Origin of the sequence: Actinomadura sp. NPDC000929 (assembly GCF_040492065.1) — a bacterium.
Classification (GTDB): Bacteria; Actinomycetota; Actinomycetes; order Streptosporangiales; family Streptosporangiaceae; genus Spirillospora; species Spirillospora verrucosospora.
In genome coordinates, this window is sequence record NZ_JBEUPA010000019.1 from 1 (window position 1) to 21,786 (window position 21,786).

Genomic DNA, 21,786 nt, shown 5'->3' on the forward strand with positions numbered 1-21,786 from the left:
TTTCGGTGCCATCCTTTCCGTGGTCAGCCGATGTGGCGGTACCCGGCCGTCCCCGGCCGCCCTCGCGGCGCGCGGGCCGCTCGGGGATGATCGGCTCCTCGATCGGGATGCCGGACGGCTGCCGGGCGCCGGTCAGCTTGACCAGCTCGGAGTCGCCGGTGGACACCCGGGTCCGGGGCGCGTTGATACCGGCGCGGCGCGTCATCGCGGACGTGGAGCGCACCTGGTGCGGCAGGACGAGCGTGACGACCGTGCCGCGCTCGCCGGCGCGGGCGGTGCGCCCGGCGCGGTGCATGTAGTCCTTGTGGTCGGCGGGCGGGTCGACGTGCATCACCAGGGAGACGTCGTCGACGTGGATGCCGCGGGCGGCGACGTCGGTGGCGACCAGCACGCTGATGGTGCCCTCGCGGAACTCGGCGAGGGTGCGGGTGCGCAGGCCCTGGCTCTTGCCGCCGTGCAGCCCCGCCGCGCGGACCCCGGCCTGGGTGAGCTGCTTGGCGAGCCGGTCGACGCCGTGCTTGGTGCGGGCGAACAGGATCGTCCGGCCCTCGCGGTTGGCGATCTCGGCGGTGACGGCGCTCTTCTCCTTGGGCGCCACGAGCAGCAGGTGGTGGTCCATGGTGGCGACGGACTCGTCCACCGGGCCGATCGCGTGCGTGACCGGCTCGTTCAGGTACCGCCGGACCAGGACGTCGACGTCCTTGTCGAGGGTGGCGGAGAACAGCAGCCGCTGCCCGCCGGGCTTGGCGGCGTCCAGGATGTCGGTGACGTCGGGCAGGAAGCCCATGTCGGCCATGTGGTCGGCCTCGTCGAGCACGGCGATCTCGACGTCGGACAGGTCGCAGGCGCCCTGGCGCATCAGGTCCTTGAGGCGGCCGGGGGTGGCCACGAGCACCTCGACGCCGCGGCGCAGCGCGTCGATCTGCTTGAACATCGAGGTCTGGCCGATGACGGTCTTGAAGCGCAGGCCGAGCCCGCGGCCGAGCGGCTCAAGGTTGGTCTGGACCTGCTGGGCGAGCTCGCGGGTCGGGACGAGGATCAGCGCCAGGGGGCGCTTGGGGGCGGCCTTGCGGCCGGAGAGGCGGGCCAGGAGCGGCAGTCCGAACGCCAGGGTCTTGCCGGAGCCGGTCTTGCCGCGGCCGAGGACGTCGCGCCCATCCATCACGTCGGGGATCGCGGCGGCCTGGATGGGGAACGGCGCCTCGATGCCCTGGCGGACCAGGGCGCTCACCAGAACCGGCGGGAGGCCGAGCTCGGCGAAAGTGGGAACCCTCTCCTCGTCCGCGATGGCGGGCATGGTGGGGTTCTGTTCAGCGGCAGCTGTGGTCACGCATTACCTTCCGAGAGGGGGGCACGTCTCGGGAGGCACCGCGCTGGGTTTGGCCTGCAAGGACGAGCCTGGCGCCGTTCGTCGGCGCCGAAGAGTGATTCCTAGAGTCTAACGTCGTCAGGGGACGACCTTATGCCCCGTCTCCGAAGGAACATGCGCCACGGCACGCTCAGCAAGCACACGAAACACCGTTGACGGGGGCGGTGAGCGGGTCGGGTGAACGCCGCGTGACGGCGCCGCCACCGGTCTGCACGGGGTAGCCCTCCCGGGCCCAGTACTCGAACCCGCCGAGCATCTCCCTGACGGGACGGCCGAGCTTCGCGAACTCCAGCGCCGCCTTCTGGGCGCCGTTGCAGCCGGGCCCCCAGCAGTAGACCACCACGTCCGCGTCGTCGGGGACGAGCGCGGCGGCGCGTTCGGCGATGTCGGCGGTGGGCAGGTGGACGGCGCCCCGGACGTGGCCCTGCGCCCAGCTCTCGGCGCTCCGGGTGTCGACGACCACGAGGCCGGGCGTCCCCTCGGCGAGTCGGGCGGCCACGTCGGACACGTCCGTCTCGAAGGCGAGGCGGGCGGAGAAGTGGCGGAGCGCCTCTGCGGCGGTGCCGGCGGGCGTCTGGTCGGCTGCGTTCATGGGGCTCCCTCGAAGGTGAGAAGTCTCTCGTGGCCGTCTCGATCCTCGGGGGCCGGCGGCGCGTCCGGAAGTGGCGCGAATGCCGCATATCGCTAAGATCTCGCCATGCGCGTCGCCACCCCGTCCCGCCGGCACACCGTGTCGGTGCTGGTGTTCGACGGCATGGCGCCGTTCGAGCTGGGCACGGTCGTCGAGGTCTTCGGGCTGCCCCGCCCCGAACTGGACGTCCCCTGGTACGACCTGCGTGTCTGCTCGCTGGAACGCGGCCCGATGCGCGCGGTGGGCGGTTTCACGATGACGGCCGAGCACGGGCTGGACGTGTTCGCGTCGGCGGACACCGTCCTGGTCGTCGCCGTCCCCGACGTTCACCGCGACCCGCCGCCGGAGGTCGTCGCGGCGCTCCGGGAGGCGCACGCGCGGGGCGCCCGCGTGGCGTCCATCTGCTCGGGCGCGTTCGCGCTGGCCGCCGCCGGGCTCCTGGACGGACGGGCGGCCACCACGCACTGGCGGTACGCCGACCTGCTGCGCCGGCGCCACCCCGGCGTCCGGGTGACGCCCGACGTCCTCTACGTGGACGGCGACGACGTGCTCACCGGGGCGGGCAGCGCGGCGGGCCTCGACATGTGCCTGCACCTCGTCCGCAAGGACCACGGCGCCAGGGTCGCCAACGCGGTGGCGCGGCGGCTGGTCGTGCCGCCGCACCGGGACGGCGGGCAGGCGCAGTTCGTGGAGGCGGCGGTGGTCGCGCCGGGGGAGGACGACCCGGTCGCGCGGGCCATGGCGTGGGCGCTCGACCACCTCGCCGAGCCGATCACGGTGGGCCGCATGGCCCAGCAGGCCTGCCTCGCGCCCCGGACGTTCCTGCGGCGCTTCCAGCGGCGGACCGGGACGAGCCCGCTGCGCTGGGTGGTCGGCCAGCGGGTCCTGGCCGCGCTGCCGTTGCTGGAGCAGGGCGGCGCTCCGATCGAGGAGGTCGGCGCGGCGGTCGGCTTCGAGAGCCCGGCGACCTTCCGGCACCACTTCACCCGGGCGATGCGCACCTCGCCGTCCGCCTACCGCCGCACCTTCCGCACCACCGCCGCCCCCTGACCCGGGACGGGGCGGCGGGACGCCGGCGGTCAGCGGCGGGAGGTGCGTCCGGTTACGGTCACGAACCGGGGTTTCCCCCGAGTTTCCTGACCAGCAGAAGTCACGGATGTCAGGGGTGGGTCACGCCGCGCCCGCGACCGGCGCGCGTCCGCGGTGACCGCCAGGGTCGACGAGGTCAGCGCGGCTGTCAGGGCCGCGGGGCGGGCGCGGGCGCCGGCCGGACCGAAAGCCCGCAAGATCATTTTGGACGCGACCGAAACGTCCGGCCCCGCGGGGGCAAAGCCGAACTCCGGCACAAAGTTCCAGCTCAATCGTTGATCACCGCCCAAACCCTTTGTTAATCTGCCCCGCAGCCGAGAGGAAGCGGTCTCTTACTGCCGGTAATAGATCACTTTCACTCCGCAACATTTGTTCATCCCACCAACAAATGGAAGCCGTTCTCAGCGACCCTGGCCGACACAATCGGCCACGCACGCCCTCAGCTACACCCGACCCTTGAGTAGTCAGGTGAACGGTACAAGTAAATGACAGTTCAACCGCAGGCAGCCCCTGCCGCCACACGCGCCGGCGGCACCCTCGGAAAGCGGATCCTGGCGTTCGCCGGCCACCCGCTGTTCCGCGGTGACTCCCAGGTCGTCCACGGCCGCAACCCCTACCGCCGCATGCTCGTGCCGGACTCGCTGGCCGAGTCCGACTTCGACGGCCCGCCGGGGCCGGGCGAGTGGGCGGCCCACCGCTCCCTCGCCGCGCACCGGCTGCTCGGGACCTTCTACGAGGCCGAGACGGTGCTGCTCCCCGAGCAGGGGCTCGACGGCCTCTACGAGGATTTCGACCGCTTCTACGGCCCTGACCTCAAGGAACTCCGGGAAGGCTCCGTCTCGGAACTGGAACGTTTCGCGTTCGGCTGCCTGGACGAGGCCGTGGACGTCAGCGGAGCCGCCACGCCCGACGTGCTGGAGGCCTACTTCCAGCACGTCGTGGAGGAGGCCGCGGCCGGGCCGTCGCCCGCGCTCACCGCCATCGCGAACGCCCGCGACCGCAAGAGCGCCGCCGACCTGTACCTGGTGCAGCTCGCCCTGGACGGGCTCACCGAGGCCTCCGCGATGTCGCGCAACCTCGCCGGCGCCTACGGGCCCGAGCAGTCCGCCCTGTTCAAGATTTTCATCGACGAGTTCGGCTACGGGGTCTACGACGCCAAGCACACCACGATCTTCGCCAAAATGCTGCGCAGCCGCGCGATGGCGACCCATGTGCACGCGTACTGGAACTTCTACCTGGCCGGACCGCTGGCGACGAACAACTACTATTACTACCTGTCCCGCGACCATGCGAAATTCTTCCGCTACGCGGGCGCGGTCACTTATGCGGAAGCGGTGTTCGCCCCCGCATTCGTCGAAATGATCAAAGTGTTCCGCGGCATATTCGGCGACACCGTCGATCTGCATTACTGCGACGAGCACGCGCACATCGACGAGCACCACGGGCGCATCACCCGCGACCAGGTGCTGCTGGCCCTGGCCGGCCGGCACGGCCCGCGGGTCGTGCCCGAGCTGCTGCGCGGCATCGCCGAGGCGCGGCTGGTCGGCGGCTGGTTCGAGGACGACACCGCGGCGCAGATCCGCTGGGCGGACGACCTCCCCCGGCACCGGGAGCTCGCCGGTTCGGCGCGGACCGGTTCCGAACCGCCGCTGCGCGTCGCGCTGACGACCGCGAGCCCGTTCGGGACGCGCAGCCATGACGGCGACGTCGTCCTGGAGGTGGAGCGCGGTGAGGCCGACCTCGTCACGACCCCCACCGGGCCGCCCGAGCGGCTCGCGCGCGGCGAGGCCCTGCTGATCCCCGGCGGACGCCTCTACGGGATCCGGCCGGCGACGCCGGAGACCGCCTGCCTGCTCCACGCCATCTCTCCCGCCTGACACTCCCCGTCCCCGACGCTCCCACCGAGACTCCCGTCTCCCGCCCCGCCTGACCGCGCCATGCCCCGTGCCGTCCCCGCCCGTCACCGGCCGCGCCCGAACGACAAAGAGGAGCCGATGGCACGCGTCATCGTGATGGATCTGAGTCGGCACAACACCGTGATGGTCGGCCACGACCGCTACTTCGTCCTGCACGAGGGCGAGCGGTCGCTGCTCGTCCGCGACCACTGCCCGCACCGCGGCGGCCCGCTCAGCCTGGCCCGCCGCACCCCGGACGGGCGGCGGCTCAGCTGCCCCTGGCACGGCACGAAGGTCGGCGTCTCCGCCGTGAAGCGCTCCTGCCTGCCGATGGTGCGCAGCGGGGACGAGGCCGTCGTCGTCCTTCCGGACACCGGCGCACCCGTCTCGGTCATCCACAAGGAGATCCTCGCCAACCTGCCGCCCGACCCGACCCACGACGAAGGGGCCGAGAGCCGATGAACAGCGCACAGCCGCAGGGCGCGGTCACCGAGATCCGCGACGGAATGGAACTCGGCGAGTTCCTCAGGTGGGGGCGCGACCTGCACCACCAGGGCCGCTACGAGGACGCCGCCAGGGCCTTCGAGCTGATCCTCGGCCTGGACGCCGACAACCAGGAGGCCCTGATCGGCCGGAACCGGGCCGTCCGGTGCTCGGTCCCCCGCTGGCACTGGGAGATGCTGCACGACGAGGAGCGCGCCGAGCTGTACGACCGGGCGATCCGGCAGGCGGTCGCGGCCGCCCCGGACGCGCTCGTCCTCGACATCGGCGCCGGGTCGGGCCTGCTGGCGATGATGGCGGCGCGGGCCGGGGCGCGGGAGGTCGTGGCCTGCGAGGGCCAGCCGTCCGTCGCCGAGACGGCGGCGCGGGTGGTCCGGGTGGCCGGGTACGACGACGCGGTCGGCGTCGTGTCGAAGATGTCCACCCGCATGACCGTGCCCGGGGACCTGCCGAGGCGCGCCGGCCTGCTGGTCACCGAGATCGTCGACTGCGGGCTGCTCGGCGAGGGCATCCTCGGCACGATCGCGCACGCCCGCGAGCACCTCCTCGCCCCGGACGCGACGATCATGCCGTCGCGGGGACGGATCTTCGCGCAGCTCGTCGAGAGCGAACCGCTGCACCGCAAGAACCACGTCGGCAAGCTGTACGGGTTCGACCTCGCGCCCTTCAACCGGCTGTCCACGCTGGAGTACTTCGACTCCCGGCTGCACCGGCACGAGCACCGGGCGCTGTCGGAGCCGGTGACGGTGTTCGAGTTCGACTTCTACACGGCGGACGCGCGCCCGCAGCGCACCGAGCTGACGGTCCGGCCGACGGCCGCGGGCACGATGCACGCGATCGCGTTCTGGTTCGAGATGGAGCTGATGCCGGGGATCGTGGTCGACAACGCGCCCGGCCACGACTCGCACTGGAAGCAGGCGATCCAGTGCCTGCCCGTCCCCCTGCACGTCCAGCCGGACCTGCCGGTGTCGCTGGTCGCCGCCCACGACGGCGAGTGCGTCCGCTTCGAGGTGCAGTCCGAGGAGGTGGTCGCGTGACCGCCGTGACGGAGGCGATCGCCGCACCGGCCGCGGACGAGGCCACGGCGGGCATGGTGACGACGGGGACCGCGCCGACGGCCGCCGCGGCGGGCGCCCTCGCCGCCTACTGCTCGCAGCGGATCTTCCAGCCGGGTCCCGAGGTCCTCGTCGAGGGCAACCCGTACCGGCGGCCGATCGGCCCGCCGGGCGCCGCCGACCGGGACTTCTCCGTCCCGGCGACGGAGGCGGAGTTCCTCGGCGGCGGCCAGCTCATCGCCGGCCGCGTGCTGTGCAACGCCTACGAGAGCGACATGATCCTGCTGCCCCCCGCCGGGCTGGCCTCGGCGAAGGACGACTTCGAGCTCTTCTACGGCGACGAGGTGCGGGCGCTGCGCGACGCCGTCCGGCCCGGCCTGGAGCGGTACGCGTTCTCCTTCCTGGACGACGCCGTCACCGTCCCGCCGGTGCGGACGCTGGAGGAGCTCCAGGCGTACTTCCTCGCCGAGGTCGGCGGGGCCGGGGCGCCCGCCGACGCGTCCGGGAGCAACCCGGCGGTGGACGCGGCGGCCGAGCCGACCGGCACCATGCGGCTGATCACCGAGTGCCGGCGGCCGGAGGAGGCCGCGGCGCTGCACCTGATCCAGCTCGCCCTGGACGCGCTGACCGAGGCGTCGGCGATGGCGCGCAACCTCGGCGGCTCCTACGGCGTCGAGCAGTCCGAGCTCTTCAAGATCTTCAATGACGAGTTCGGGTACGGGGTCTACGGCGCCAAGCACAGCACGATCTTCAAGGAGATGCTGGCCAGCGTCGGGCTGCGCACCGACGTGCACGCGTACTGGAACTTCTACCTGACCAGCTCCCTGGTCGGGGTGAACTACTTCAACTGGCTCACCGAGGACCACCGCGGCATGTTCCGCTACATGGCCGCGGTGACGTACCTGGAGTGGCTGTTCGCGCAGGGGTTCGCCGACACCGGCGCCATGCTCCGCGCCGTCTACGGCGACCGCGTGGACGCCAAGTACTGCGACGAGCACGCGCACATCGACGTCCACCACGGGCGGATGACCTACGAGAACCTGCTGCTCGGCCTGGCCCGCGCGCACGGCGAGCTGGTCATCCCCGAGCTGGTGCGCGGCATCGAGGACACCAAGCTGCTGCTGCGCCTCGGCGACGCCGACTTCCGCGCGCAGATCGCCTGGGCCGACGCCCTCGACCGGCACACCGAGGCGGGCGCCGCGCTGGCGTCCTCCGCGATGGACGACGCGCAGGCGAGCACGCTCCGCCCCGACAGCCCGTTCTGCACCGGCGTGTACGACTCCGACCGGCTCGTGGAGATCACGAGCGGCGAGGCGGACGTGTACGCGTGGGCGACCGACCGCCCGCACCGGCTCGGCACGGGCGACGTGCTGCTGGTGCCGCGCGGCCGCCTGCACGGCCTGAAGGCCGCCTCGCCCGAGGCCCGGGTGACCGTTCGAACCGTGGAGAGGACGTCGCGATGACCGACAGCGCACCCCCGGCCGGGCAGCCCGCCCCGGTCGGCTCGTACAACGAGTGGGACCCGCTGGAAGAGGTGATCGTCGGCGTGATCGACGGCGCCGCCGTCCCGCCGTGGCATCCGGCGATCGAGGCGACCGTCCCGCCCGAGGCGTGGGACTTCTACCGCCGCAACGGCGGCGGCGGCTTCCCGCAGGAGCAGGTCGAGGCGGCCCGCGAGGAGCTCGACGGCTTCGTGTCGATCCTGGAGGGCGAGGGCGTCACGGTCCGGCGCCCCGACCCGGTCGACCAGTCCCGCCCGTTCGGGACCGCCGACTGGACGTCCACCGGCGGCTCGTCGCACACCTTCCCCCGCGACATCGCGCTGGTCGCGGGCGACCAGATCGTCGAGGCGACGATGGGCTGGCGGTCGTACTACTTCGCCACCCACCCGTTCCGGACGATCTTCAAGGACTACTTCCGGCGCGGCGCCCGCTGGGTCGCGGCGCCGAAGCCACAGCTCACCGACGCGTCCTTCAACCCCGGCTACGCCGCCGCGAAACCGGAGACCATGTCCCCGGCCGACCCGTTCCCGGACGCGACGTCCGTCATCACCGAGTTCGAGCCGATCGTGGACGCCGGCGACTTCATGCGGTTCGGCCGCGACATCCTCGTGCAGCGCAGCCACGTCACCAACCGGTTCGGCATCGAGTGGGTGCGGCGGCTGCTCGGCGGCGAGTTCCGGGTGCACGAGGTCGCGTTCGCCGACGACCACCCGATGCACATGAACGCCACGTTCGTCCCGCTGCGTCCCGGCCGGGTGCTGATCAACCCCGAGCGGGTGCCGGAGCTGCCGGAGATGTTCGCCGGCTGGGACGTGCTGGTCTGCCCCGAGCCCGCCATCCCCGCCGACCAGACCATGTACTTCTGCAGCCGGTGGATCGCGATGAACACCCTGATGCTCGACCAGGAGCGCATCTTCGTCGAGGCGCAGGAGACCGAGCTGCTGCGGCTGCTGGAGAAGGAGGGGTTCACCCCCATCCCCGTCCCGTTCCGCACGGTCAACACCTTCGGCGGCGGCTTCCACTGCGCCACCCTCGACGTCCGCCGCCGCGGCGGGCCCGAGGACTACTTCTCCTGACAACCTGCGATCGAGGTCCGCATGTCCTATGACCCGCCCGCGGGCGGCGAGCGTCCGCTCCTTCTCCTGGTCGCGAGCAGCTACTGGGTCTACCGCAAGTACATCCTGGAGTCGGTGTCGCAGCGGTACCGGCTCTGGCTGCTGAACCCGGCCCCGGCGAGCTGGGAGGAGCCCTACATCGCCGGGCACACCGTCGTCGACTGCCTCGACCTGGAGAAGCTGACGGCCGCGGCGCGCGACGTGGCCCGCGACCACGAGGTCGCCGGGGTGTTCTGCTACGACGAGGTCTACATCGAGACGTCCGCGCACCTCAGCGCGGCGCTCGGCCTCCCCGTCCTCGACCCGGGCGCGGTGGCCCGGTGCCGGGACAAGTCCGCGACGCGGGAGGCGCTGCGGGCCGCCGGCTTCCCGCAGCCCGCCTCCCGCGCCGTGGCGTCGCTGGAGGAGGCGCGCGCGTTCGCCGCCGAGACCGGCTACCCGCTCATCGTCAAGCCGCGCAACCTCGGCGGCAGCCTCGGCCTCAGCAAGGTCGAGAGGCCCGAGGACCTGGACGCCGCGTTCGCGCTCACCGACGGGACGCGGCTGGGCGGTATCCGCCAGTTCGAGGACTACGTCATCGTGGAGGAGTTCCTCGACGGCCCGGAGATCTCCGTCGAGTGCGTCCTGTTCCAGGGGGAGTGCACGCCGCTGATCGTGGCGCGCAAGGTGCTCGGCGGCAGCGGCACGCTGGCGTTCGAGGAGATCGGGCACGACGTCGACGCCGGCGACCCGCTGCTGTTCGACACCGAGTTCCACGCCATGCTCACCCGGGTCCACGCCGCGGTCGGGTTCACCGACGGGTACACGCACATCGAGTTCAAGCTGACCCCGGACGGCGCCAAGCACGTCATCGAGATCAACGTCCGGCTCGGCGGGGGGATGATCCCCTACCTCGGGCTGCTGACGTCCGGTGTCGACGGGCCGCTGGCGGCGGCCGACGTGGTGGCGGGCCGCCCGCCGGCCGTGGCGTTCCCGAAGCCGCGCAGGGCGGCGTCCATCCGGTTCGCCTATCCCCCGCACGACATGGAGATCACGTCGGCGACCGTGGACAAGGAGCTGATGCGCCCGCCGGTCGCCGAGGTGGAGCTCGCCGTGCAGCCGGGCTGGCAGGTGCGGCTGCCGCCGAACGGGCTGGCCCGCTGCGGCTACGTGATCGCGGTCGCGGAGACGCTGGAGCGGACCCGCGCCGCCATCCCGGACGCCGGGCGGTACTTCACGTTCGAGGGCACCCCGCTGGAGCAGGCGCCATGACGTCCCCGGAGCACCCGACGATCCTCGCGACGCTGCGCGGGATGAGCGGGACGGTCCGCATCCTGGTCCTCGGGAACCTGATCAGCAATCTGGCGGCGTTCCTCAACGCGTTCCTCGTGCTGTTCCTGACCAGCGAGGGCTTCACCGCGTGGGAGAGCGGCGTCGTGCTGACCGCGCTCATGATCGGCCGGATCTCCGGGTCGGCGCTCGGCGGCGCCGCCGCAGACCGCGTCGGGTACCGGTGGGTCATCGTCGGCTCGATGGCGGGCACGGCGGTGCTCACCGCGGCGCTCGTGCACGTGCCGAACATGTGGATCGGCGCTCTCGTCGCCGGGGGAGCGGGGCTGACCGCGACGGCGTACCGCCCGGCGGCGATGGCCTGGGTGGTCGAGCTGACGCCGAAGGACCGGCATGTGATGGTCTTCTCGGTGCTGCGGCTGACGTTCAACGTCGGTTCGACGGTCGGCCCGATGGGCGCCGCGCTGCTGCTGACCTACGCGTCCTACGGCGCGCTGTTCTACGTGGACGCGGCGACGTCGCTGGCGTTCGGCGTGGTCGCCTACCTGGCGCTGCGGTCGGACGCCGAGCCGGAGGTCGCCGGCGGCGGGTCCGGCAAGGACCGCACCGGCTACGGGCAGGTGCTGGCCGACCGGCGGTTCATGCTCGTCGTGCTCGGCCTCTTCCTCACCGCCATGACCTACATCCAGTCGTCGGCCGCCCTGCCGCTGTTCGTGACGGGCTCGGGCCATGACGAGCGGGTGTTCGCGATGCTCCTGACCGTCAACGGGGGCATCGTCATCGCCTTCGAGGTGCTGCTGTCCAAGTGGCTCCAGCGGCTGCCGATCGGGGTGCCGATGACGCTCGGCATGGCGATGCTGGGCGCCGGCCACCTCGTCTACACCGGCCCCACGCCCGTGGCGCTGCTCCTCCTCGCGACGGTGGTGTGGACGTTCGGGGAGATCATCGCGGCGCCGTCCATGATGGCCTACCCCGGCCTCGTCGCGCCGCCCGCGCTGCGCGCCCGCTACATCGCGGCGGCGACGATCCCGCAGCAGGTCGGCTACGCCGTCGGCCCCATGATCGGGGTCGCGGCGTGGCACGCCTGGGGCTCGGGCGTCTGGCTGCTGACCGGGGCGTTCGGGCTCGCGGGCGCCGCGGCCGTGGCCGCGGGCGCCGGGCTGGCGCGGCGGCGCCCGGCCGAGGAGGCCGAACCGGCCCTGGAGCCGGCCGCCGCCGAGGCCGGCGAGTGAGGCGGGACGGCACCGCACGGACGACCACGGCGGCGGCGCCCGCGAGGACGACCCCCGCGCAACGAGTGGAACGAACGAAACAGAAGGTGACCACCATGGACAAGCCAGTCGTCGCAATCGTGCGGCCCTTCACCTCCGCGGCGATGGTCGCTCCCGCGCTCCGGGAGGCGGGGTTCAGCCCGGTGGCCGTGATGGACTACACGGGACCCGCGCTCGCCCCCCTGCACTCCTCGCACGACCCCGGCAACTACGACGCGGTCATCAACCACCACGGCGACATGGCGGAGACGATCGCCCGGCTCGGCGCGCTGAAGCCGATCGCCGTCATCCCCGGCGTCGAGGCGGCGCTGCGGCTCGCGCAGGAGTGCTCGGACGCCCTCGCGCCGGAGTTCTCCAACGTCCCGGAGCTGGTCGACGCCCGCCGGCACAAGTACCTCATGCACCAGGCCCTGGCCGAGGCGGGGCTGCCCGTCCCGCGGCAGATCTCCACGAACGATCCCGACGAGGTCGCCGCCTGGATCGAGCGCGAGGGCCTCGCCGGCAAGGATCTCGTCGTCAAGCCGCCGACGAGCGCCGGCACCGTGGGAGTCAGCCGCGCTCCAGGCGGGCAGGGGTGGCGCGAGCAGTTCACGGCCATGCTCGGCACCCGCGACAAGCTCGACGTGCTGGCCGAGGAGGTCCTCGTCCAGGAGATGATGACCGGCACCGAGTACGCCATCGACACCGTCAGCCACGACGGCCGGCACTCGATCACCGACATCATCCGGTACCGGCGGGTCCCGTTCGGCGAGGGCATCGCGGTGTACGACTTCGTCGAGTGGCTCCCCTACGACACCGGCGCGTACGGCGAGCTCATCGACTACGGGCTCGCCGCGCTGGACGCGGTGGGGCTGCGCAACTGGGCGGCGCACACCGAGATCATGATGACCCCGGACGGGCCGCGCCTGCTGGAGGTCAACGCGCGGCTGGCCGGAGCGGGCAACCCCGCGGTGACCGAGATCGCCACCGGGGAGAGCCAGGTCACGAGGATCGTGGACGTGTGCCGCGGCCTCGGCCCGCAGATGCCGCCCGGCTACACCCTGCGCCGCAACGTCATGGCCGTGTTCCTCATGTCGCACTCCACCGGGATCGTGCGCAACGCCGAGATCTACGACCGGGCGCGCGACCTGCCCAGCTACCACTCGCCGGTGCACCTGGTGAGCACCGGCGACCGCGTCGACGCCAGCACGGACCTGTTCGCGAGCATGACGATGGGCTACATCATCCTCGCCCACGAGGACGCCGAGCAGATCTACGCCGACCGCGAGGTCATCCGCAAGATCGAGAAGGACCTGGTCGTGGACGTGGAGGAGACCGCCTGATGGTCACCGCGAAGTACGTCGCGGCCGCCGCCGAGGGGCCCCTGCGCGACGTCATGTCGGAGGTCGAGTTCCCGCCCGTGTTCGACCGGGCGTGGGGCGGATACCTGGGGACGCGGCCGCTGCTGTCGTCCGAGGCGCGCACGCGCGAGGCCGCGGACGACCTGTCCGGGCTGTTCCGGCTGATGACGTCCCTGCCGGACCGGCTGTTCGGCGGCGACCGCCGCGCGTTCTGCGCCGCGATCGGCGCGGACGCGCGCCGCACCGAACTCATGACCCGGTTCGACGCGGAGCCGTTCCTGTGGGGGCGGGCCGACCTGTACGACGACGGCTCGCGGTTCCGGCTGCTGGAGTTCAACATCGGCAGCGAACTCGGCGGCGTCGACATGAGCGAGGTCAACCGCACCCTGCTCGGCCACAAGGAGTTCGCCGCGTTCGCGGACGAGCACGGCCTGTCGAGCGTCGACACTCCGGCGGCCATAGCGCGGCATTTCGTCCAGGCCACGCAGAAGGAGGCACCCGTCGTCGCCACCCTCGAGGCCATCGACGGGATGGCGGCGTACGAGCCGCTGCACCGCTCCTTCCAGGAGTCGATGAAGCGGTGCGGCATCGAGCTGCTCATCGGCGAAGTGGACCAGGTGCGGGAGAGGGACGGACGGCTGTACCTGCACGACCGTCCGCTCGACCTCGTCCTGCGGTACTTCTCCGCCCACCAGGTGGCGCGGGACCCGCGCAACGACGAGCCCGTCGAGACCGTCATGCGCGCCTGCGAGGAGGGCAAGGTCGTCCTGTGGACTCCCCTGACGGCGTCCATGTTCTCCTACAAGAGCTGCCTGCCGCTCGTCTCCGATCCCGCCATGCGCGCGGACCTGTCCCCGGACGAGAACGCCCTGATCGACCGGATCCTGCCGTGGACGCGCACCCTCACCCCCGACCTCGCCGACCGGGTCCGCGCCGAGCGGGAGGAGCTGATCCTCAAGCCGGTCGCGGGGCTGTCGGGACGGGGCGTCCGCGCGGGCTGGGACCAGACCGACCGCGAGTGGGCCGAGACGGTCGCCGGCTGCCTGAAGGAGGACTACATCGTCCAGCGCCGCGTGGTCCCCGTGAGCGAACCGATGCTCAACCCGGAGACCGGCGCGGTCGAGGACTGGATCGCCGTGTGGGGCCTCTTCGTCTTCCCGGACGGCTACGGCGGCGCGTTCTGCCGGACCGTCCCGTCCGGCGGCGCGTCCGTGGTCAACCTCGGCACCAAGGGCGCGAGGATGACCTCCGCGTTCCACTACTGACCTCGGGGGCGGGCGCCGCGGGTCTGGCTGTGCAATGCCTGCCAGATTCGCGGCGCTCTCCCATTTCGTCCACTTTCGCCCTTTCTGGGCGGCGGGCCCGTGGTTAGCATCACGCTGCCACCCTCACCGGAGAGGACCCCCGCCATGCACAGACGCATTCTCGGCGCGCTCGCCGCGGCCGCCGCCGGCGCCGCCGCCCTGACCGCCGGCGCCTCCACCGCCTCCGCCGCCGTCCCGGCCGCCGCCTCCGCTCCCGCACCGTCCGCCCAGGTCAAGGCCGTCGACTTCACCGGGATCGTCGCGCTGAGCAACTGCTCCGGCTCGCTCGTGCGCACCCCGACCGCCGCCGACAGCGACCCGGCGCTCGTGCTCACCAACGGCCACTGCTACGAGGGCGGCATGCCCGGCGCCGGCCAGGTCATCACGAACCGGGCGTCCAGCCGCACGTTCAGCCTGCTCAACTCCAGCGGCTCGGGCACGCTCGGCACGCTGCGCGCCAACAGGGTGCTGTACGCCACCATGACCGACACCGACGTGACCCTGTACCGGCTCAGCCAGAGCTACGCGACCATCCAGCAGACCTACCGGACGCCGGCGCTCCAGCTCTCGCTCACCCACCCCACCGCGGGCGCCGACGTGCGCGTGGTCTCCGGCTACTGGCGCAGGATCTACTCCTGCAACATCGACGGCTTCGCCTACCGCGTCCGGGAAGGGGACTGGACGTGGAAGGACTCGATCCGCTACACCCCCGCGTGCAACGTCATCGGCGGCACGTCGGGCTCCCCGCTCGTCGACGCCTCGACCGGCAAGGTCGTGGGCGCGAACAACACCATCAACGAGGACGGCGGCCGCTGCACGCTGAACAACCCGTGCGAGGTCGACCAGTCCGGCACCATCACGGTTCACCCGAACATCGGCTACGCCCAGCAGACCTACACCCTGGCAGCCTGCATCGCCCCCGGCAGCGTGATCGACTTCAACCGCCCGGGCTGCCTCGTCCCGCGCGCGAGCAGTTGACCCCCGGCCGCGCCGGCGCGGCCCTCTAGACCGAACGCGGACCCTCCCCTGGACGGGGCGGCGCACCCCTCGCGCCGCCCCGTCCGGCCGTGTCCGGGCGAGTGACCCAACTAACCACCGGTTGTAGTACTACAGCTCGTAGTATTTCTGACAGGATGAAGTACTACAGCTTGTAGTAGATGAGCCGGAGAGGCCTGCGCCCATGGACACCGTCGACATCGCCCGGTGGCAGTTCGGGATCACCACCGTCTACCACTTCCTCTTCGTCCCGCTCACGATCGGGCTCTCCGCGCTGGTCGCGGTGCTCCAGACCGCCTGGCTGCGGACGGGGAGGACGGCGTACCTGCGCGCCACCAAGTTCTGGGGCAAGCTCTTCCTGATCAACTTCGCGATGGGGATCGTCACCGGCATCGTGCAGGAGTTCCAGTTCGGCATGAACTGGAGTGACTACTCCCGGTTCGTCGGTGACGTCTTCGGGGCGCCGCTCGCCATCGAGGGCCTCCTCGCCTTCTTCGTCGAGTCGACCTTCCTCGGCCTGTGGATCTTCGGCTGGGACCGGCTGCCGAAACGGCTGCACCTCGGCTGCATCTGGCTCGTGCACATCGGGACCCTGCTGTCGGCGTACTTCATCCTCGCCGCGAACTCCTGGATGCAGCACCCCGTCGGCTACCGGATCGACCACGAGTCCGGACGGGCCGTCCTCACCGACTTCTGGGCCGTCCTGACCAACTCCACGCAGCTCGTCGCGTTCCCGCACACCATGACGGCGGCGTTCGCCACCGGCGGCATGTTCATGGCCGGCGTCAGCGCCTGGCACCTCGCCCGCCGCAAGAACGTCGAGGTCTTCCGGCCGTCGCTGAAGCTCGCGCTCGTCGTCACCGCCATCGCGTCCATCGGCGTCGCGATCACCGGCGACCTCCAGGGCAAGGTCATGACCGAGCAGCAGCCGATGAAGATGGCCGCCGCCGAGGCGCTCTACGAGACCGAGCGGCCCGCCTCCTTCTCGATCTTCACCGTCGGGACGCTGAACGGCGATAAGGAGGTCTTCGGCCTCAAGGTACCGCGCCTGCTGTCGTTCCTCGCCACCGGCACCCTCGACGGCGAGGTCAAGGGGATCAACGACGTCCAGGCCGCCGAGCAGGAGCGCTACGGGGCCGGCGACTACCGGCCGATGATCCCCGTCATCTACTGGAACTTCCGGGTCATGTCCGGCGCCGGGATCGCCATGGCGCTGGTCTCGGTGGCCGGGCTGTGGCTGCTGCGCCGCGGCAGGCTCCCCTCCAACCCCTGGGTGTACCGGATCGGCGTCCTGTCGCTGACCCTGCCCTTCATCGGCAACTCCGCCGGATGGATCTTCACCGAGATGGGGCGGCAGCCCTGGTCGGTGTTCGGCGTGCTGAAGACCTCGTCCAGCGTCTCGCCCGGGGTGTCGGCCTCGTCGATGCTGATCTCGGTCGCGTCGCTGACCGCGCTCTACGGCGTCCTCCTGGTCATCGAGACGGGGCTGATGCTCAGATACGCCAAGGCCGGGCCGCCGTCGGAGGACGAGGTGCTGCCGCCGCCGTCCGACGGCCCCGACTCCGACTCCGAGCGCTCGCTCGCGTTCGCCTACTGAGGGCCGGTCATGGAACTCACCACCGCCTGGTTCGTCATCATCGCCTTCCTGTGGACGAGCTACTTCTTCCTGGAGGGCTTCGACTTCGGCGTCGGGATGCTGCTGCCCGTGCTCGGCCGCGACGACGTCGAGCGCCGCGTCGTCATCAACACCATCGGCCCCGTCTGGGACGGCAACGAGGTGTGGTTCATCGTCGCCGGCGCCGCCACCTTCGCCGCGTTCCCCGAGTGGTACGCCACCCTGTTCAGCGGCTTCTACCTGCCGCTCCTCGCGATCCTGCTCGCACTGATCATCCGCGGCGTCGCGTTCGAGTACCGCGGCAAGCGCGACGACGCCCGCTGGCGGGCCCGCTGGGACAGATGCATCTTCTGGGGCAGCCTCGTGCCCGCGTTCGTGTGGGGCGTCGCGTTCGCGAACATGGTGCGCGGCGTGCCGCTCGACGCCGACCACGAGTTCGCCGGCTCCCTCGGCGACCTGCTCAACCCCTACGCGCTGCTCGGCGGGCTCACCACCGTGACGCTGTTCCTCCTGCACGGCGCGGTGTTCCTCGCGCTCAAGACGTCCGGGGGCATCCGGGCGCGGGCCCGCCGGATCGCCGGCCTCGCCGCGGTCGCCGCGATCGTCACCGGAGGCGGCTTCCTGCTGATCACCCAGCTCCAGTACGGCAAGCCCGTCACCTGGCTCACCGTCGCGGGCGCCGCCGCCGGGCTGCTCGCCGCCGCGGCGGCCAACCGGCGCGGCCGCGAGGGCTGGGCGTTCGTCGGGACCGGCGCCGCCATCGTGCTCGCCGTCGCCACCCTGTTCCTGTCGCTGTTCCCGGACGTCCTGCCGTCCACCCTCGGCACCGGCGGCCTGACCACCGCGAACGCCGCCTCGTCCGCCTACACGTTGAAGATCATGACGTGGGTGGCGGCCGTGTTCACCCCGATCGTGATGATCTACCAGGGCTGGACGTACTGGGTCTTCCGCAAGCGGATCGGCACGTCCCACATCCCCGTGAAGAAGCCTCACGCGAAGAAGCCGGTCGCATGAAGCCCCTCGACCCCCGGCTGCTGCGCCACGCCCGCACCACGCGCCCGTTCCTCGCGGCGTCCGTGCTGCTCGGCGCCGCCACCGCCGGACTGATCATCGCGCAGGCGACCCTCCTCGCCGGCATGCTCACCCGCGCCTTCCTGCACGGCGCCTCCCTCGGCGACCTGCGCACCCCGCTCCTGCTGCTCCTCGCCGTCGTCCTCGGCCGGACGCTCGTCGCGTGGCTCCAGGAGGTCGCCGCGCACCGCTCGTCCGCCGCGGTGAAGTCGCAGCTGCGCGGCCGGCTGCTCGCCCGCGCCCTGGCCCTCGGGCCGCGCTGGCTGTCCGGGGAGCGCAGCGGCGAGCTCGCCACCCTCGCCACCCGCGGGATCGACGCGCTGGACGACTACTTCTCCCGCTACCTGCCGCAGCTCGTCCTGGCGGTGATCGTCCCGGTGGCGGTCGGCGCGCGGATCCTGCTCGGCGACTGGCTCTCCGCCGTGACGATCGCCGCGACGCTGCCGCTCATCCCCGTCTTCGCGATCCTGGTCGGGCTCACCACCCAGCGCAGGATGGACCGGCAGTGGCGGACGCTCTCCCTGCTGTCCGCCCACTTCCTGGACGTCGTCGCCGGGCTGCCCACGCTGAAGATCTTCGGCCGGGCCCGCGCGCAGGCGGACCGGATCCGCGAGATCACCGGCCGGCACCGGCGCGCGACCATGTCCACCCTGCGGATCGCGTTCCTGTCCGCCCTCGTCCTCGAAGTGCTGTCCACCCTGTCCGTCGCGCTGGTCGCCGTGTCGATCGGGCTCCGGCTCGTGGAGGGCGGCCTCGGCCTGGAGACCGCGCTGCTCGTCCTCATCCTGGCCCCGGAGGCCTACCTGCCCCTCCGCCAGGTCGGCGCGCAGTACCACGCGAGCGTCGAGGGCCTCACCGCCGCCGCGCGGATCTTCGAGGTCCTCGAGACGCCGCTGCCGCCCGCCGGGACGCGGCGGGACGTCCCCGACCCCGACCGCGCCACGCTCCGCCTGGACGGCGTGACGGTGACGTACCCCGGCCGCGACGTCCCCGCCCTCGACGACTTCTCGCTGACCGTCCACCCGGGCGAGACGGTCGCGCTGGTCGGCCCGAGCGGCGCGGGCAAGTCGACCGTGCTCGCCGTGCTCCTCGGCTTCGTCCGCCCGGACTCGGGCCGCGTCCTGGTCGACTGGGACGACCTCGCCGACCTGGCCCCGGACGCCTGGCGCGAGCGGATCGCCTGGGTCCCCCAGCACCCGCACCTGTTCGCCGGCACCGTCGCCGCGAACATCCGCCTCGGCCGCCCGGACGCGTCCGACGCCGAGGTCCGCGAGGCCGCCCGCGCCGCGAACGCCCTCGGGTTCGTCGACGCCCTCCCCTCGGGCTTCGACACCCCCCTGGGCGACCGCGGCGCGGGCCTGTCCGCGGGCCAGCGCCAGCGCATCGCCCTGGCCCGCGCCTTCCTCCGCGACGCCCCGCTCCTCCTCCTGGACGAGCCGACCTCCCACCTGGACGCCGAGAGCGAGGCCGCCGTGCTCGACGCCGTCCAGCGGCTGGCGGAGTCCCGCACGGTGATCCTCGTGGCCCACCGCCCGGCGCTGGCCGCGATGGCCGACCGCACCGTCCCCGTCGCCCCGGCGCTGGTGACGGCATGACCCGCCGCCCGCGCCCCGCGCGGATCGCCGGGACGGATGATTCACGTGAAACCTCCGCGTCCTCGTGTGGCGCGGCGGAGGCTTCGGCCGACGAGGCGGGGGTGAGGGCATGATCTTCCGGCTTCTCCGGTTCGCGCGTCCGGCGCGGGGACGGCTCGCGCTGGCGGTGCTGTTCGGGGTGCTGGCGCTCGGCAGCGGGGTCGGGCTGATGGCGACGTCGGCGTGGCTGATCTCGCGGGCGGCGCAGCATCCGCCGGTGCTCATGCTGATGGTCGCGATCGTGGCGGTCCGCGCGTTCGGCCTGGGGCGGGGCGTGTTCCGGTACGTCGAGCGCCTCGTGGGCCACGACGCGACGTTCCGGATCCTCGCCGGCCTGCGGGCCCGGGTGTACGAGCGGCTGGAGCGGCTCGCGCCCGCCGGGCTCCCCGCCTTCCGCGGCGGCGACCTCCTGAACCGGCTGGTCGCGGACGTCGACGCCGTCCAGGACCTCTTCCTGCGGGTCCTGCTGCCCTGCACCGTCGCCGCGGTCGTCGGCGGCGCCTCCGTCGGGCTCGCCTGGCTGCTGCTTCCCTCGGCTGGCGTCGTCCTCCTGCTGGCCCTGCTGCTCGCCGGGGTCGCCGCCCCCTGGCTGTCGGGCGCCGTCTCCCGCCGCGCCGAACGCCGCACGACCGACCTGCGCGGCGAGCTCACCTCGCACGTCGTCGACACCCTCCAGGGCGCGCCGGAACTCATCGCGTACGGCGCCGCCCCCGAGCAGCTCGCCAAGGCCGCGCAGCTCGATCGCGACTTCACGCGCGCCACGGCCCGTTCCGCGACCACCGCGGGACTCGGCGCCGCGATCTCCGCACTCGCCGGCGGTCTGGCCGTCTGGGGCAGTCTCGCCGTCGGCGTACCGGCCGTCCGCTCGGGAGCGCTCGACGGCGTCCTCCTCGCGGTCGTCGTCCTCCTCCCGCTGGCCGCGTTCGAGGTCGTCGCCGGGCTGCCCCTGGCCGCTCAGTACCTGGAGCGGGTCCGCCGTTCGGCCGCGCGCGTCTTCGCCGTCCTGGACAGCCCGCCCCCTGTCCAGGAGCCGGACGCTCCGGCTCCCCTGCCCGCAGCGCCCTACACGCTCTCGGTCGAGAACCTCCGAGCCCGGTGGACGCCCACCGCGCCCTACGCCCTCGACGGCGTCTCCCTGGAACTCGCGCCCGGCCGCCGCTGCGCGATCGTCGGCCCGAGCGGATCGGGCAAGACCACCCTGACGGCCGTGCTGCTCCGCTTCCTGGAATCCGCGGGCGGCCGGACGTCCCTCAACGGCGTCGACCTGCGCGCGCTCTCCGGCGACGACGTCCGCCGGGTCATCGGCCTCTGCGCCCAGGACGCCCACCTGTTCGACTCGACGATCGGCGAGAACGTCCGCCTGGCCCGCCCGTCCGCCACCGACGAGGAGATCCGCGACGCGCTGCGCCGCGCCCGGCTCCTCGACTGGGTCGACTCCCTCCCGGACGGCCTCGCCACCCGCGTCGGCGAGCACGGCGCCCGGGTCTCCGGCGGCCAGCGCCAGCGCATCGCCCTGGCCCGCGCCCTCCTCGCCGACTTCCCGATCCTGCTGCTCGACGAGCCCGCCGAGCACCTCGACCTCGCGACGGCCGACGAGCTGACCGCCGACCTCCTCACCGCCACCGAGGGCCGGACGACGCTCCTGGTCACCCACCGCCTCGCCGGCCTGGACGCCGTCGACGAGATCATCGTCCTGGACGGGGGCCGCGTCATCGACCGGGGCGCCCACACCGACCTCGTGAACCGCCCCGGCCCCTACCGTGCCCTCTGGCAACGCGAGCAGGCCGCCGCGCCGGCTCCCCAGCTCACCTAGACCATCCGCCTACCTGTTTCTGGGGTCTTCTGGGAACACTTCCCGATCCGTCCGCATCACACGGGGTACAGGATCCGTTCGACGGAACGGGGGTTCCCCAGATGAAGATCTTGCGCATCACCCTCCGGATCGCCATGGTGCTCCTCGCCCTGGCCACCACGATCGGCGCCCTGAACGCCGCCCGAGCCGACACTCCCCTCTGGCCCCGGCCCGCCAGTTCCCAGCCGTGAGGCGCCTGCAGGCGGCTGGTGCCCGGTCACCGATGAGTTCGGCCGGCACGCCGAGTCCTACAGCACAACGAAACTCGGCAGCATCG

18 protein-coding genes are annotated in these 21,786 nt (G+C 72.3%); 16 read left to right on the forward strand and 2 right to left on the reverse strand.

Going from position 1 to position 21,786, the window contains the following annotated elements; translation table 11 throughout:
* The coding region (locus tag ABWI04_RS09980) for a DEAD/DEAH box helicase (protein ID WP_353832163.1) at positions 1-1,297 on the reverse strand (1,297 nt) is incomplete at its 3' end.
* 202 nt (positions 1,298-1,499) lie between these two features.
* A complete protein-coding gene (locus ABWI04_RS09985) occupies positions 1,500-1,961 on the reverse strand; it encodes a rhodanese-like domain-containing protein (RefSeq protein ID WP_353832164.1) in 462 nt (153 codons plus the stop codon).
* A 105-nt stretch (positions 1,962-2,066) separates the two neighbouring features.
* On the opposite strand from ABWI04_RS09985, the gene ABWI04_RS09990 reads away from it, so the two are divergent.
* The 16 genes from ABWI04_RS09990 (at position 2,067) to ABWI04_RS10065 (ending at position 21,700) form a co-directional block, all read left to right on the forward strand.
* Complete coding sequence (locus tag ABWI04_RS09990; RefSeq protein ID WP_353832165.1) at positions 2,067-3,050, forward strand: helix-turn-helix domain-containing protein; 984 nt, start codon at positions 2,067-2,069, stop codon at positions 3,048-3,050.
* Positions 3,051-3,574: 524 nt separating this feature from the next.
* Entirely contained in the window at positions 3,575-4,966 is a 1,392-nt protein-coding gene (locus ABWI04_RS09995) for an iron-containing redox enzyme family protein (RefSeq protein WP_345182871.1), read from the forward strand.
* A gap of 117 nt (positions 4,967-5,083) precedes the next feature.
* Complete coding sequence (locus ABWI04_RS10000) at positions 5,084-5,446, forward strand: Rieske 2Fe-2S domain-containing protein (RefSeq protein ID WP_089310854.1); 363 nt, start codon at positions 5,084-5,086, stop codon at positions 5,444-5,446.
* Entirely contained in the window at positions 5,443-6,522 is a 1,080-nt protein-coding gene (locus tag ABWI04_RS10005) for a 50S ribosomal protein L11 methyltransferase (RefSeq protein ID WP_345182870.1), read from the forward strand. The genes ABWI04_RS10000 and ABWI04_RS10005 overlap by 4 nt, the downstream gene beginning before the upstream one ends.
* Positions 6,519-8,003 carry an iron-containing redox enzyme family protein gene (locus ABWI04_RS10010; protein ID WP_353832166.1) on the forward strand — a complete coding sequence of 495 codons (1,485 nt, stop codon included), beginning with the start codon at positions 6,519-6,521 and terminating at the stop codon, positions 8,001-8,003. Before ABWI04_RS10005 ends, ABWI04_RS10010 begins: the two co-directional genes overlap by 4 nt.
* A complete protein-coding gene (locus ABWI04_RS10015; protein WP_345182868.1) occupies positions 8,000-9,118 on the forward strand; it encodes a serine/threonine protein kinase in 1,119 nt (372 codons plus the stop codon). Before ABWI04_RS10010 ends, ABWI04_RS10015 begins: the two co-directional genes overlap by 4 nt.
* 21 nt (positions 9,119-9,139) lie before the next feature.
* Entirely contained in the window at positions 9,140-10,408 is a 1,269-nt protein-coding gene (locus ABWI04_RS10020; protein WP_353832167.1) for an ATP-grasp domain-containing protein, read from the forward strand.
* Positions 10,405-11,658 (forward strand): MFS transporter, encoded by a 1,254-nt coding sequence (locus ABWI04_RS10025; RefSeq protein ID WP_345182865.1) that lies wholly within the window; start codon positions 10,405-10,407, stop codon positions 11,656-11,658. The genes ABWI04_RS10020 and ABWI04_RS10025 overlap by 4 nt, the downstream gene beginning before the upstream one ends.
* Before the next feature lie 95 nt (positions 11,659-11,753).
* Positions 11,754-13,019, forward strand: a complete 1,266-nt coding sequence (locus ABWI04_RS10030; RefSeq protein WP_345182864.1) for an ATP-grasp domain-containing protein — start codon at positions 11,754-11,756, stop codon at positions 13,017-13,019.
* The gene (locus tag ABWI04_RS10035; RefSeq protein ID WP_345182863.1) at positions 13,019-14,302 is read left to right on the forward strand and encodes a hypothetical protein; all 1,284 of its coding nucleotides are present in this window, start codon (positions 13,019-13,021) and stop codon (positions 14,300-14,302) included. Before ABWI04_RS10030 ends, ABWI04_RS10035 begins: the two co-directional genes overlap by 1 nt.
* A 144-nt stretch (positions 14,303-14,446) precedes the next feature.
* On the forward strand, positions 14,447-15,319 hold the full coding sequence (locus ABWI04_RS10040) for a S1 family peptidase (protein ID WP_353832168.1): 873 nt from the start codon (positions 14,447-14,449) through the stop codon (positions 15,317-15,319).
* Positions 15,320-15,521: 202 nt separating this feature from the next.
* Positions 15,522-16,934 (forward strand): cytochrome ubiquinol oxidase subunit I, encoded by a 1,413-nt coding sequence (locus ABWI04_RS10045; protein ID WP_353832169.1) that lies wholly within the window; start codon positions 15,522-15,524, stop codon positions 16,932-16,934.
* Positions 16,935-16,943: 9 nt separating this feature from the next.
* Positions 16,944-17,966 (forward strand): cytochrome d ubiquinol oxidase subunit II, encoded by a 1,023-nt coding sequence (gene cydB, locus ABWI04_RS10050; RefSeq protein ID WP_345182860.1) that lies wholly within the window; start codon positions 16,944-16,946, stop codon positions 17,964-17,966.
* Positions 17,963-19,618: a thiol reductant ABC exporter subunit CydD gene (gene cydD / locus ABWI04_RS10055; RefSeq protein ID WP_345182858.1), complete on the forward strand. Its 1,656-nt coding sequence runs from the start codon at positions 17,963-17,965 to the stop codon at positions 19,616-19,618. Before cydB ends, cydD begins: the two co-directional genes overlap by 4 nt.
* A gap of 109 nt (positions 19,619-19,727) precedes the next feature.
* A complete protein-coding gene (cydC, locus tag ABWI04_RS10060) occupies positions 19,728-21,470 on the forward strand; it encodes a thiol reductant ABC exporter subunit CydC (protein ID WP_353832170.1) in 1,743 nt (580 codons plus the stop codon).
* A gap of 101 nt (positions 21,471-21,571) precedes the next feature.
* A complete protein-coding gene (locus ABWI04_RS10065; RefSeq protein ID WP_345182856.1) occupies positions 21,572-21,700 on the forward strand; it encodes a hypothetical protein in 129 nt (42 codons plus the stop codon).
* Positions 21,701-21,786: the final 86 nt, after the last annotated feature.